The 14,814-nt window shown below is 41.4% G+C and carries 9 protein-coding genes; 5 read left to right on the top strand and 4 right to left on the bottom strand.

From position 1 onward, the window contains the following. Positions 1 to 5: 5 nt before the first annotated feature. Both AC5JM2_RS24910 and AC5JM2_RS24905 read left to right on the top strand, forming a co-directional pair. A complete protein-coding gene (locus tag AC5JM2_RS24910; protein WP_495837499.1) occupies positions 6 to 665 on the top strand; it encodes a DUF2232 domain-containing protein in 660 nt (219 codons plus the stop codon). Positions 666 to 808: 143 nt separating this feature from the next. After that, positions 809 to 2,122: a nicotinate-nucleotide--dimethylbenzimidazole phosphoribosyltransferase gene (locus tag AC5JM2_RS24905; protein ID WP_495837498.1), complete on the top strand. Its 1,314-nt coding sequence runs from the start codon at positions 809 to 811 to the stop codon at positions 2,120 to 2,122. A gap of 198 nt (positions 2,123 to 2,320) precedes the next feature. Here AC5JM2_RS24905 and AC5JM2_RS24900 read toward each other — a convergent pair whose 3' ends face one another. Further along, positions 2,321 to 2,704 carry a hypothetical protein gene (locus tag AC5JM2_RS24900; RefSeq protein WP_495837497.1) on the bottom strand — a complete coding sequence of 128 codons (384 nt, stop codon included), beginning with the start codon at positions 2,702 to 2,704 and terminating at the stop codon, positions 2,321 to 2,323. A gap of 897 nt (positions 2,705 to 3,601) precedes the next feature. Between AC5JM2_RS24900 and AC5JM2_RS24895 the strand changes: the two genes are divergently transcribed. Then, positions 3,602 to 4,747, top strand: coding sequence for an extracellular solute-binding protein (locus AC5JM2_RS24895; protein ID WP_495837496.1), 1,146 nt, complete (start codon positions 3,602 to 3,604; stop codon positions 4,745 to 4,747). Positions 4,748 to 4,773: 26 nt separating this feature from the next. Here AC5JM2_RS24895 and AC5JM2_RS24890 read toward each other — a convergent pair whose 3' ends face one another. Next, positions 4,774 to 8,430 carry a response regulator gene (locus tag AC5JM2_RS24890; protein ID WP_495837495.1) on the bottom strand — a complete coding sequence of 1,219 codons (3,657 nt, stop codon included), beginning with the start codon at positions 8,428 to 8,430 and terminating at the stop codon, positions 4,774 to 4,776. Positions 8,431 to 8,837: 407 nt separating this feature from the next. Between AC5JM2_RS24890 and AC5JM2_RS24885 the strand changes: the two genes are divergently transcribed. Then, on the top strand, positions 8,838 to 9,563 hold the full coding sequence (locus tag AC5JM2_RS24885) for a Nif3-like dinuclear metal center hexameric protein (protein ID WP_495837494.1): 726 nt from the start codon (positions 8,838 to 8,840) through the stop codon (positions 9,561 to 9,563). 454 nt (positions 9,564 to 10,017) lie between these two features. Next, positions 10,018 to 11,283 (top strand): NAD(P)/FAD-dependent oxidoreductase, encoded by a 1,266-nt coding sequence (locus AC5JM2_RS24880; protein ID WP_495837493.1) that lies wholly within the window; start codon positions 10,018 to 10,020, stop codon positions 11,281 to 11,283. A 204-nt stretch (positions 11,284 to 11,487) separates the two neighbouring features. Here the strand turns inward: AC5JM2_RS24880 and AC5JM2_RS24875 are convergent, their stop codons facing one another. Both AC5JM2_RS24875 and AC5JM2_RS24870 read right to left on the bottom strand, forming a co-directional pair. Then, a complete protein-coding gene (locus AC5JM2_RS24875) occupies positions 11,488 to 11,958 on the bottom strand; it encodes a hypothetical protein (protein WP_495837492.1) in 471 nt (156 codons plus the stop codon). A 160-nt stretch (positions 11,959 to 12,118) separates the two neighbouring features. Beyond that, a complete protein-coding gene (locus AC5JM2_RS24870) occupies positions 12,119 to 14,662 on the bottom strand; it encodes a U32 family peptidase (protein WP_495837491.1) in 2,544 nt (847 codons plus the stop codon). Between the last annotated feature and the right edge of the window lie 152 nt (positions 14,663 to 14,814).

Raw genomic sequence — 14,814 nt, 5'->3', positions numbered from 1 at the left:
AATTCATGGTCAGGCAAACAAAAGACTCTAACAAAAACTCAATGAAGCTGGAAGTGCCGTTAAGAATGGTGGAAACAGCGTTTTTAGCAAGCACCGCTAGCTTGATTTGGTTTATTAATTTCTACTTTCCTTTAGGACCTGTGTTACGAATATTTTTTCCCGTGCCGATCGCCCTAGTATACCTTCGCTGGGGCAAACGAGCGGCATGGATGGCGGCAGTCACATGTGGATTGCTGCTTGCGGTGCTGATGGGACCAGTCCGCAGTCTATTGTTTGTCATCCCCTTTGCCTTTATGGGCGTACTTTTGGGAGCAACATGGAATCGTCGGGTTCCTTGGATTGTTTCCATCACCTTGGGTGCACTATTGGGGACTATAGGAGTCTTTTTTCGTATATGGTTGATGTCTGTGCTGACTAATGAAGACCTTTGGATTTATGTCATCAACCAAGTGATGGACTTTATAGAGTGGGTTGTTCTCAAACTGGGAATTTTGGTGAATCCCAGTGTATTTTGGATTCAAGTGGGGGCGATCGCCTTAATTATCTTCAACAATTTTATCTACTTATTTACAGTACACTTAGCAGCATGGCTGCTGTTGGATCGCCTTGGTAACCCCATCCCCCGCCCCCCACACTGGGTGCAAGTCATAATGGATTATGAATGATACAACGCTTAACAGGGAACAGGGAACGCTTAACAGGGAACGCTTAACAGGGAACAGGGAACGCTTAACAGGGAACGCTTAACAGGGAACAGGGAACCCCTACACTCCCTGTGTTTCTTCAGAGTACTAATAACTAATGACTAATGACCAATGACTTTATTCGTATTTATACTCAGACTGATCAGGCAGAGGAATGGATAACAAAATATCGCGGTTGTTTACCCGTATTTGCCTGTGTTTTAGGATTTACTGAAACTGGTTTGATTCCTGGAATTTCCGCAGCTGGTCGTACTTGTGAGGATAGGAAATACACCGCTTGTGCAGATGCTGAGTTTTTATATTATGGTGCAAAACATAAACCCAAATATTCTTTACCACCATTAGCGGCTGGGGCGTCTCCCGTGATTATTTCCCGCGCTGTGGTTGAGGCGCTAAATATTCCGGTTTATTTATTTAATGCTGGTTTACCTCAGTCCCCTGCTGTCCCAGCTATTGATTTAGGTGGTTCTTCAGCTAGGTGTTTAAGTCAAGGCGCTGCTATGGAACTTGCAACGGTACACCACTTGTTCAAGCAGGGGTTGCTTTGGGGAGAACGACTGGGTAAAGAAATCCAAAATCGATATTTTATTTTGAGCGAGTGTGTCGTAGGAGGAACGACAACCGCCTTAGCAATTTTAACTGGCTTAGGCATACCAGCAGTCGGAAAGGTAAACAGTTCTCACCCAGTTTGCAATCACGCGCAAAAATGGACAGTGGTGCAGGCTGGGCTGGAGAAGATGAGGAGTCGAGGACAAGCAGAGGAGGAAAGGAGGGAAGGAGGGAAGGAAGGAAGGAAGGATATTTTCCCACACTCCCACACTCCCACACTCCCACACTCCCAGCCTACGGCTCGCTGGTCCCTAAGGGGGCGCTGCGCAAACGCTAACACTCCGCTATCCTCATCCCCTGCTTCCATTGATCCCCTTAATCTAGTTGCTGCAGTGGGCGATCCCATGCAAGTTGTAGTTGCTGGCATGGCGATCGCTCTTAGCCGCAGTTGTGGTGTTTTGCTTGCTGGTGGAACACAAATGCTAGCAGTATATGCACTGATCAGTGCCATTGCTCAAGTTTATGCTTTATCCTGGCGACCAGAAGAAGTTCTTATCGCAACAACCCGTTGGGTAGCACAAGACCTTACGGGGGGCACAATTGAACTAGCGCAGCTAGTTGGCAAGAGCAGCATAACTCCTAACGGAGTGACTCCACCGCTACTAGCGACTGAACTGAGTTTTGCTAATTCCCGTTATCCCCAACTGAGAGCCTACGAGCAGGGTTTTGTCAAAGAAGGTGTCGGCGCTGGGGGCGCTTGTATAGCTGCTCATCTAGTCCAAGGTTGGCAGCAACATCAACTTTTGCAAGCAATTGAATACCAATTAGAGCAATATGAAAAGGAGTCAAAATGCAGAAATCAGAATTAACAATGATCCCATGTCTAGAAGGCAGGGGTCAGAATTCAGAATATAGTCAAGCACAAAACACGCTCTTGTCAAGCTTTAAAAGAATTTTGCATTTGGTTAATATGTTAATCGAACAAGAATGCAATGAAATTAGCTAAAAACTGTGTAGAAATGTTCAACCTGAGTTGCTATGACAGGAGTTCTAATGTTCTTGGTTGGTTAAGAATGAATTCTTTTGAGCAGTAATTGTTCTTCCAAAGCAGCAATGCGATTGTATGCTGCTGTTAATTGCGCTGTCAGCCGTTGGATTTGAATTTCTGGTGTTATACTTTTGTCTCCGCCTTGAAAATTCGTGGTGTCTGGATAAATGCCATCTGTGATCACGTCCTTATGTTCAAGCTCTGAACTGAAACTGCTTTGGCATTTGAACTGATAGCGCCTTGCTTCGCTATTCTCCAGTAAATTATCCTGAGCCTGTTGTGTTTTCACTAAGCAGCCTTCTGATAAAGCTTGAGAAACTTTACTGTCAAGCTGCGAAATCACCTCAGAGAGGGCATCCAGTTTATTACCCAGAGTTAGGACCTGCTTTTGTAATGGCTCCATTTAATACCCTCATCCGCTTACTTTTTCTATAGTATTCAATCTATTGACCATGTTAACTATACTTATGATTTTTTTAACTTTTAATATATTCTGTTGAAATGCAATACTTAAATTTTCAATTATAAATATTTCTATATATTATCTACAAGTCTTAGTCACTTTTTTTATTTACAAAAATTAAATTAGTGATTTTTTTTTGAAAAATGCTTGCGCTTAACGTTTTCTTGGTGCTGAGTGCATAGGAACCTAAACCCTTATGTCGTCCGAAGTTCTCAGTAAATTCCTCCAGATAAATCCTTTGGATTCAGCGACCTGAGTCTATTTTGTCCCATAAATAAATTTTCGACGTAAAACCTTTCCCTCAGCGCTTTTAATTTTAGAGACTGTAAAACAAAAAGTCAGACACTCCATACTCAATACTGACTGCTTATCTGAATAATTACTTAGTAAAATATTACTGATAGCTGACATCGGTATCAAGTTGAAAAAGGAAATTCCAAATCTAATTGTCAAAAAACTCTGACAATTAGTTATGTTGACTAGTATGATCTAAAAATAAATATTGTTTATCTAAAAATAAAAAATATAAATCAAGCGACAGAGATATATAGCAATCCTAAATCATTTATAAACAATTCCTGTTCCCTGCTCCCTGTTAAGAGCCCTCATGAGACAATTTGCAATCTCATTTAGCACTGCTATAGCAGATTGCAAGCTAATGAGGTACGCCTTTTCAATTCAAGAGGCAGATATAGAGCACATTTTACTTCTGACTTAGTGACGAGCGTGACTCAGGAATTGCTGCTGTATCTTTTAATCGTCTAACTTAATTCTTGCTAGACTTAGGTTTGTAAAACTGCTAATCTTAACGCTTTTCCAAGCTAAAAGTCAAAATTAATGGAGCGACGGTCTTTTTTGCTAGGTACAAGTACACTCGCGCTTTCACAACTGCTTGTTGGGTGTGCTAACAACAAACAGGTGCTAAACGTGCAACTGTTGAAAGGTTCTATCCCTGGTCAGGTGGTTAATCAATTCAGCAGCTTGCAGCCAAAAGTGCAATTAAAGTTTACTCCTGTAGAGCAATTACAGGATTTATTTCAACAATTGCAAACTTGGCAGAAAAAAACGAATAGTACTGATGAGGAAGGATGGCGTCGCTTCTTACCATTTGCTAAATCTCAAAAAGTTACTAAAGCTGACTTAGTCACTTTGGGAGATTACTGGATAAGTTATGCAATTGAGAAGAAACTTATACAACCACTGGATGTGACAAAGATAGAACAGTGGTCTGGTTTGCCCAAAAAATGGCAAGAATTGGTAACACGTAACGACAAAGGTTTGGTGGATTCCAAAGGAAACGTTTGGGCTGTTCCTTACCGTTGGGGTAGTACGGTGATGATTTATCGCCGAGATAAGTTCCAAGAATTAGGTTTGACCCCGCCCAGAGATTGGGGTGATTTATGGAATGAGAAACTGCGAGGACGCATTTCTCTTTTAAATCAACCACGGGAAGTGATTGGTCTAGTTTTAAAGAAGTTAGAAAAATCTTACAACACAGAAAACTTAAATACAGTTCCAAATTTAGAAAAGGAATTACAACTATTAAATCAACAGGTGAAATTTTACGATTCTACTAGATACTTGGAACCTCTAATTATTGGTGATACTTGGTTAGCAATTGGCTGGTCAAGCGATGTTGTATCAGTCATTGGGCGCTATCCACACCTAGAGGTGGTAGTTCCTCAGTCAGGAACAGCACTCTCGGCAGATGTATGGGTAACTCCCGTAGACCAAGATAAGCAATCTTTGTTATATCAATGGATAGACTTTTGTTTAAATCCTGGTGTTGCTAAAAAAATCTCTTTACTAACTAAAACAAATTCACCAATTTCTAAAAATATTGCTGAGTCTGATTTTCAAGAACCTTTACGCAGCTTGTTATTTATGAAACCTGAAGTTTTTAATAAAAGTGAATTTTTACTTCCTTTATCCCAGCAAACAATGGCTCAGTATGCATCTTTATTTGCCAAAATGAAGGGGTAATGAGGAAGTGAGAGGGATACGGAAAACTATCGATATAGCCAAACGCGCAAAAGAGAAAGCAACTGCTCGGTGTCAACAGGTTTAGAAATATAATCGGAGGCACCAGCTTCAATACACTTGTCGCGATCGCTTTGCATAGCTTTGGCAGTCAGAGCAATTATCGGCAAGGATTTGAATTGATTATTTTGCCGAATCAGACGAGTGGTTTGGTAACCATCCAATTCTGGCATCATCATATCCATCAAAACCATATCAATGTCTGAATTGTTTTGTAAGACTTCAATGCCATCCTTACCGTTCTCGGCATACAGAACCTGCATTTGATAACGTTCAAGCATACTTGTCAGAGCAAAGATATTACGCACATCATCATCAACAATCAGCACTTTTTTGCCTGCGAGTACAGGATCAGACGATTGCAATTGTTCAAGCATTTGTCGTTTAGGTATTGGCAAGTTTGCCTGTACTCGATGCAAGAATAAAGCGGTTTCGTCCAGCAGACGTTCGGGTGAGCGCACATCTTTGACAATAATCGTTTCTGCAATGCGTCGCAGTTGAGTATCTTCGGCTCTGGTCAGTTCTCTGGCAGTATAGATGATGATGGGCAATGCTTCACCATTTGGTTGCTGCTTAATTTGTTCAATCAGTTCAAACCCACTCATGTCTGGTAGTCCTAAATCCAGCACCATACAGTCATAATGCTGTGAGCGAATCGCCGCTAGTGCTTCTGCTCCCGTTGCAACACCAGTCGTTTCAACATCGCCGTTACCTATCAGTTCCACAATGCTGTACCGCTGAGTGGAGTCATCTTCCACGATTAGCAGATTCTTCACACTGCGATCCACAAAACCCCTCATTTTTGTCAATGCTTGCTGTAACGTTTCATTACTAACTGGCTTTTGTAGATAGGCGATCGCCCCTTGTTGCAAACCGCGCTGTCGCCCCTCCTCAACTGTCATGATATGCACTGGGATATGACGCACAGAAGGATCATGCTTGAGGCGATCCAGCACTGTCCAACCATCCATTTCTGGTAAGCGGATATCCAGGATGATTGCTGAAGGTTGAAATTCCTGTACCAATCTCAAACCGGTACTGCCATTGTGGGCGAGGATGACCTTAAATCCTTTTTGGCGTGCCATATCTAAAAGGATACGCGCAAACATCAGATCATCTTCCACAATTACAAGCAGGCGATCGCCTTGTTGGATGTTACCTCTATCGTCAATTAAGGGACTGGGCAGATCGGGTGTTCGTGTCTGTGCTTCAAAGTTTGGAATGATTGAAGGAGTCAGCGACAAACTCAGAGAAATTTCCCTCTCTCCCTCTCTCCCTCTCTCCTTCTCTTCTTCTCTCCCCCCTCCTATTTGGGGTAAGTAAAGCGTAAACGTGCTTCCTTGACCTAAGTGACTCTCAAGCTTGATTTCGCCACCCAACATTTCAGTGATTTTACGGCTGATTGACAAGCCTAGCCCTGTACCCTCATACTTACGACTCGTACTACCATCTGCTTGTTGAAATGCCTCAAAAATAATCTTTTGCTTTTGTGAGGCAATACCTATGCCTGTATCTTTTACAGCAAAGCCTATAACCATAGGGGCACAATTCAAAGTTTCCTGGTCGGAACTCCACCCCTGCTTTGCCACAAACATCCGTAAGCTGACTTCTCCTCGCTCTGTAAATTTAAAGGCGTTTGCTAACAGATTTTTCAACACTTGTTGTAAGCATTTTACATCGGTTTCAATTGTTGTTGGCAGTTCTGGAGCTAATTCAATGGTGAAAGAAAGTTTTTTGTCAATTGCGACTTGCCTAAATGTACCTTCTATGTTGTCGCGCAATTCGAGCAACAGCATCTGGTTAATGTTAATTGACATAGTTCCAGATTCAATTTTTGCCAAATCTAAAATGTCATTGATTAACGCCAGAAGATCACGACCTGCTGAGTGAATTGTACGGCTATATTCTACTTGTTTTGCACTCAGGTTCCCCTCAACGTTATCTGCTAACAAGTTCGCCAAAATTAATAAGCTATTGAGCGGTGTCCGTAATTCATGGGACATATTCGCCAGAAATTCTGATTTGTATTTTGACGATAGCGCTAGTTGCTCTGCTTTCTCTTCCAATGATTGCCTTGTTTCTTCAAGTTGCTGATTTTTGCGTTCAACTTCCTTTTTTTGCGTTGATAGTAGCTCCGCTTTTTCTTCTAAATTGGCGGTTAACTCCTCCAATTCTTCGTTAGATTGCTGCAACTCTTCCTGCTGCAGCTTCAAAAGTTCTTCTGATGCTTGCAAGGTCTGAGCCTGTTGTTCTAATATCTTATTACTGTGCTTAAGTTCTTCTTGCTGAACTTGTAGCTGTTGTGTCAAAGCTTGGGATTGTTGGAGTAGTTCTTGAGTGCGGATATCGGCTGCAATTATATTCAGTACCACACCTATGGTTTGTGTAACTTGCTCTAGGAAAATCAGATAAATCTCTCCAAAGCGTTGAAAAGAAGCTAACTCAATCACTGCTGTAACCTGATTTTCAAACAACACAGGTAACACAATAATATTTAATGGTTTGGCTTCGCCTAAACCAGAACTGATATGAATGTAGTCACTTGGTACATCTGTAAGTATAATTTTTTGCTTTTCTAGAGCGCATTGTCCCACCAGTCCTTCACCTAAGGAGAATCGGTTCGACAGATGTTTACGCTGTTGATATGCATAGCTACCGATAAGCTTGAGGATTGGCTGTTCATCAACAGAGTCCATGATGTAGAAAACACCATGTTGTGCATTAACTAATGGGGCAAGTTCAGAGAGAATCATACTAGCGACAGTTTCTAAACTTCTCTGACCTTGCAGCATCTGGCTAAGTTTAGCTATGTTAGACTTTAACCAGTTTTGTTCATTATTTATCTTACTTGTCTGGCGTAAATTGGCAACCATCTGGTTAAACGCCTGCGCTAACGTACCAATTTCGTCCTGGCGATTGTCAGCAGTTGTATTTACAGATAAGTCTCCCATTGCCAACTTTTCTGTGACTTTAGAAAGTTCTTGAAGAGGTTTAGAAATATTTCTAGTTAAATAAATACCAATTAAAGTTAAGAGTAAAAAAGCTAGAGGAATACCATAAATTATAGTATTAATTACCTTATCCGTTGCTGCTTTAGTTTGCCGAGAGCGCTGTTCTAATAAATTCCGCTCTTCTCTTTCTATATTTAACAGAATACGACGGATTTCATTGCTAGAATTTTTACTATTTTCCGTCAAGACTTGTTTCCGTATAGCATCTAATTTCTGACTATTGCGCAAATAAACAGAGCTTTGCATTGTCGTTATTTTTTGTTGAATTTCTGGTTCTATTTCGTCTATTCTACGCTGTTGATTTGGGTTATCTTCAGTTAATTTTTTTAGTAATTCTAAACTCTGCTTAACCCCGGATATTGCAGTGTTATAAGGTTGTAAAGAACTTTTATCTCCTGTTATTAGATAATTACGTTGTAATTTTTCAGCATCTTTTAGCTGAAATGTTAAATTATTCAATTGATCAAGTACTTGATAAGTATGGGTTTGCCAGCGAGAGGTTTCAATAAGATTGTTTGTCGCTTGGTATGAAACAACTCCAATAGCGGCAAGCATCGTTAACCCAAATCCAACGCTTGCACCTATTTTTTTACCAATTGTCAGATTATTAAGCATTTCTCATAAAATTAAATGTTAGATGACTGGCACTAAGTAGGTCAAAACAAAAAAACATAAGATACGATTCTTGCGATTGCTTCGCTTCACTGCGTTCCGCTGTCCTCCGGGCACGCTGCGCTAACGCAATGACATTTCACGTTTAATTAGGTTGAGCTACTTATTTTTGATTAACTGTTTGCTTAGTATTGTCTAATTGTAATACCAATTCTTTGTAAAAATGCGTTTCATAATTATCCACTCCTTCCCTTGTGTCCCCTAGTTAAGGAGGAACTACAATGGAGTTAAATTAAGCTCAATTTTATAGAAAAATGGTATTAATATTTATGAAATTTATCTGTGCCAGCCGTTCCATCAAATATTTTTTATAAATTATAATTATGTTTCTTCATAAAAATAGCTTATAAATGATGACTGGAAGCAACTTGATTCTTTTACAAGAAATAACAGAATTTCTAGACCAATTCTTTGCTGTTGAGCGATACTCTCAAGAGGAAAGAGGAGGTGTATATTTGCCTTCAACACGTCCTATTAAACGTTTCGGCTTGGTACTAGAACCTGGGGCGCAATTACAGGAATGGGCAAGCACTCAAGATATAGATGCACTGTTCTTACATCGTCCTTGGAAACTTGAACCAGGACAACTAGCACCAGATATTGGTGTTATATTTTATCATTTACCATTTGATGAGCGCTTAACTTTTTCTTTCAATTCTAGGTTGGCTCAAGTCTTGGGAATGTGTGGTTTAGAAGTGTTGGGAAACAAAGACGGCAGAGCAATCGGTATGATAGGAGATATTCCGACTCAAAGCTTTGCCCGTTTGTCTGATATTGTCAATCAAATATTTGGTGAATACGAGCAGGTACGTGCAGCCCAAACCACTGAAGTCACACGAGTTGCTGTTGTTGGTGCAATGACTGACTCGCTTGTGCGTGAAGCAGCAACTCGTGGTGCGAATGTTTACATAACCGGACAGTTGCGACAGCCTGCTGAACAAGCATTGCTAGAAACAAAAATTAGTGCGATCGCCGTTGGTCATCGTCGAGGTGAAGTATGGGGTTTACGATCGCTTGCTGGAGTCCTATCTGAACGGTGGTCTGACTTAGAGGTAGTTGTGCTTCACCATTCATGAAATGATTGGGCTTAGTTCCCTCCTTTTTAAGGAGGGCTAGGGAGGATCAACCCTAAACAGCAAGCGTATTGACTTATAGAACTTTTCCAGAATCTCTAGTCTGCAATTTGGTCATTAGACTTCGTGGCAGTTGTAGGGAACAGGCATCGCAGGGAACAGGGAATTCTGAACGCTTAACTCTTAACAAAATCTCGTAAAATCTGACTTTTGCAAGAGGTCTATTTTACAAAAAGTAGGAGAGTAACATAATTTTTTTTCAAAAAATATAATATTTAAAAGTATCAACTACCTAAAGTAAGCTCACGAGTCGTGTATCAGGGTAAGCGCATCTTGTGAAGAAAGCTTTAGTACATTTCATTAATATTTGGTTCTTGACAAGATTTAGGCAAGCGCTTTCACACTTATAAAATCAATAAAACGAGAAGTTTTGATTTTTAAAGCAAATAAAAACATCATGTCCTCAGCACTAGTTAAGCCATTAGATGGTGAATCAGCCATTCCAAGTGACGCAGTGAGTGTGCAGCACCAAGTCGTAGTCGTCGGGGGTGGAGCCGCAGGCATCACAGTTGCCGCCCAACTGCTGAAAAAAAATAAACAGCTTGATGTTGCCATTATTGAACCAACAGACAAGCACTATTACCAACCAGCTTGGACTCTAGTTGGCGGTGGTGTTTACAAAGCTCTTGATACTGTAAGGGATGAAAAAGACTATATTCCTGATAGTGCTACTTGGATCAAAGATTATGTAGCTAAGTTAGATCCAGACAACAATACAGTTATTACTCAGGAAGGAAAGCGTATTTGTTATGAATATCTAGTATTAGCTCCAGGTATTCAAATTGATTGGCATTTAATTAAAGGGCTAAAAGAAACAATTGGGCAAGATGGCGTTTGTAGTAATTATGCTTATGAATACGCCCCTTACACTTGGGAACTCATCAAGAATTTCAAAGATGGTAATGCTATATTCACTTACCCTAATACTCCGGTGAAATGTGGAGGAGCACCACAGAAAATTATGTATTTGGCTGATGATGCCTTCAGGAAACAAGGGATACGCCCTCAGTCAAAAATCATGTTTTGCACAGCTATGGGAGTAATTTTCGGCGTTAAAGAATTTGCGCAAACACTGCTTTCTGTAGTTGAGCGTAAACAGATAGACGTAAGATACAAACACAATCTCAAAGAAATTAAAGCAGATACCAAAACAGCAATTTTTGATGTTTTAACAGATTCAGGTGTCGAAGAAGTAGCTATCCAATATGACTTACTCCATGTCACACCACCTATGAGCGCACCAGATTTTATAAAACAGAGTAAATTAGCTGTACCAGATGGAGCAAGTCAAGGCTGGGTTAATGTAAACAAATATACGCTACAGCACAATGTTTACCCCAACGTTTTTAGCTTGGGTGATGCGGCGAGTCTCCCAACATCGAAAACAGCGGCTGCTGTGAGAAAACAAGCGCCAGTTCTTGTTCATAACTTACTGGCTTTAATCAACTCAAAAAACCTCACTCAAAAATACAACGGCTATAGTTCCTGTCCAATAACTACAGGATATGGCAAGGTAGTACTTGCTGAATTTGGTTATGACAACAAGCTTTTCCCCACATTCCCAATTGATCCAACTAGAGAACGGTACAGTATGTGGCTGCTAAAAAAATATGGCTTTCCCTATCTCTACTGGAATATAATGTTGAAAGGTTACCCGTTATAAGAGAAGCTCTTAGGAATTCACTCTGGAACTTTTGAAATAATTTGTCTTATTGAATAGCTGAATTGTTAAGTGTGTGACTGATACTATTGTTCAAGTAAATTAGGGACTTTAAATTAGAACTATCCGGAATCTGAAAAAAAAAGAAGCAATTAAACTCAGCCTTGCTGAGTTTAATCAAAAAAACAAGATCTATGCCAGGTTGGCTCACAGATTTTTTTTAATCCAGTGTTGTATTCTATCCAGCCCAATTTCTAGATCCTTCCCCCACTCTTTTGGTATTGATTCGGTTTCGCGTATGCTTGGAATTGCTCCGACAAGGTAGGTAGATTCTTGATTAGCTCGATGTTTATGTTTGGAATTTAGAGCATTTTTGAGATATCCCAGATGAGTAGGTATCTCTTTTTTCATTTGTCCTCCCGTTGGTTCGGGTAGTTTGGGAAGAACTTCGTTAAAGTGTTTCTCAACATTTTTTATTGTGGCATCCACTTCGTCTGTTTCTAAGTTTTCATGGAGTAAATCACCCTCTAGAATCTCCTCCTTCCCAGATTTATCTAATTTTACTGACACTTTTTTAAAAAAAAGACCTTGCGTCTCACCAGTCACCTTGCCATGTTGATCTTTGTATGATCCGCTCTTCACAAATACGCGATCGCCAGGTTTAAATGTATCACTCATAATCAGTAGCACACTTAAGTTCAATTACTATCTGCTACATTTTCATCTAGTGTTATTCCGGTTTCAACTCATAAAGATTTATTTCACTCTGCATGAAAAGTCGCCCTTGTCTTGCTGTAGAAATCTAGCAAGACAAGGGATTTTGAGCAAGCAGGTTGACTCACCGACTTGGATTCACTCCCATTGGACCACGAGTCACACCAAGCTGATTTTGTAACTTTAACTCCCGCCACAGTTGAGAGCCAGTCATTTCACCTTGCAGCAGTTGTTGATAACGATGTATCGTTTGCGTCACTTTTTCATGAGTCTCATTGACAAATTCAATCCGAAAATTGCGTACACCAAGCTCTATCAGGTGTTGTACGTATTCGGCTCCGGTTTGAGCAGTGCCATTAAAGACAGTATTTCGACAACCTGCATCAGCTTGGAGAATGTGTTCTGTCCCCACCCTGTCCCGCAATTTCACTTCATGCTTCTCACAGGGGCGTCCGCAGTTGGTATAGTCAGTTCCTTGAGATAGAAACGCACAAAAGACACAATGCTCCATATGAAACATGGGCATATGTTGATGAATTGTCACCTCAAACCACTGGGGTGGACAACTTGTCAGCAAGTCTTCCAACTGAGTAATGTTCAAATCGTAAGATGCACTTACCCGTTCTAAACCAAGTTGATTCTTAAAATAATCTGCTGTTAAGGGATTAGCAACGTTGAGAGAAAAATCCCCTATGCAACGCTCATTGGCAAAAAACTGGAGATGGTCATAGTTGCGTATCAGATAGCCATCTGCCTCGCAGGAACGCACCTGTTGCAAAATCCAATTTTCCCCAGGTTTGGTAATTCTCGGAGGTGCAACCCAGATGGAGTGCTGAGTATTTCCTTTGTTTGCTTGGCGTACGATCTGCACTGCTTCCCGATAAGCGCGGGGATCTTCAAATTCACAGTAGAGTGTTTCGATTCCCGCTTCTAGTGCAGCTTGTAGTTGCTTGAAGTTTCGCACTAGTACAATCAGGGAGTGGGATGAAGGAGGGAGGGAGGGAAGGAGGGAGGGGGAAGCAAGTAAGTCTGAGAGGGAGGCTTCAGGACCGAGTTGCCAACGTTTGGGTTGGGAACGCAACTCTTCCAATTGCGCCACAATCTCTCGTCGTAAACGGTTCAACTCACTCACGGGTACCATGACTGCACCATTGAGGTAATTTGTCAAACTTCCTAGATAAAAGGGAGTATTGCCCAGACGACCAAATTGTTCGTGTAAACGTTCTGGGGTGAGGGGTTTGGTGTGAGCTTCCTCAAGGGGGATTGTAGATTCTACCTGGACAATGTGACCTAGTTCGTCGCGGGCGATCGCAGTTACTGACTGACCAACTTCTCCATACATCTCTATGTGAATCGGACGCTGAAACTGCGGATTTTCTCCAGCAAAACTCTGACGTAGTTGCTTATCAAGTTCTGGATCGCTGGTTTTCCAAATCTTGTCTCCTACGTGTATTCGTCGCAAGTTGAGATCACGGCGACTAAAAGTTAGCGCTGTTTCTTTTCCCTTCTGTTCCACCGCATAAACTCGACCCCCTTGTTCCTGCGCTTCTGGGTGACCGCAGTCAAAAACAACACCATCACCTGGTTTGACTGGGGCTTGTAAGCGTACTATTACTTTTTCGTTACTGATACGGATGACTTCGCCCAAGTAAACCCCGCGCTTTTTGCCAAAGTGAGCATGAACGAGTTCTTGATTGTTAACACCGCCAAACCAACCCGTATACTGTCCGCGAGAAAACGCCATCTCTAGGTTGTAGTGTTCTTGAAAAGATGTGGAGAATTTCTCCTTGTCTCCTCCATCCAACTGAGACATTACCCGATCCAAAGCTTCACGATAAACGCGGGTCACATTAGCGACATACTCAGGAGTTTTCAAGCGACCTTCAATCTTGAGACAACTCACCCCCGCTTTCACCAATTCTGGCAGTACTTCTAAGCCAGCCAAGTCTTGAGGACTGAGTAAATATTTGCGATTTCCTAAATTTACACTTTTGCCATCTGAGATTAACTCGTAGGGCATTCGGCAAGCTTGGGCACATTCGCCACGGTTGGCAGAACGTCCCCCTAAGGCTTCACTCGTCAAGCATTGACCAGAATATGCTACACACAGGGCACCATGAACAAAAACTTCCAGAGGAAGTGAGGTTTGTTCTGGAAGCTGGCGCTGGATTTTCTCAATTTCCTTCAAAGAGCATTCACGAGCAAGTACTACCAACTGACACCCCAAGGATTTGGCAAATTCCACTCCTGCTGCACTGGTGATAGTCATTTGCGTGGAAGCATGGATGGGAAAATCTGGAGAAAGGTGACGAATAAGACGACAAATTCCAATATCTTGGACAATGACTGCATCCACGCCAGCAGTGATAATCGTACGAAGATATTGCTCTGCTTCTCTAAGTTCTTGGGGAAAAATCAGTGTATTCAGGGTGACATAGCCCTTGACACCCCGACGGTGCAGAAATTCCATCAACTTGGGCAAATCTGCCTCCGTGAAGTTTTGCGCCCGCATTCGCGCATTAAACCGATCCAACCCAAAATAAATAGCATCTGCCCCATTTTCCACAGCAGCTTTAGCACAGTCCCAGTAACCTGCGGGGGCGAGTAGTTCAGGGCGATTAAAGGTAGGCAAAGTCATTTCAGGAGTTGGTTTGCGATCGGCTTTCATCAAATTCGCGATGGATTACAGAGCACCATTGCGATTCTATCGTATGAATTATTTATGCCGTTTTACTTACTCACAGTAAAAAAAGTAGATAATTATCTATTAAGTAAGTCAGGGAGAAAAATTACAAGTATGTAACAAAGGGTTAAGCAGAA

It is taken from the genome of Brasilonema angustatum, from assembly GCF_059505445.1.
This window is presented reverse-complemented; position numbering and strand designations above follow the sequence as displayed.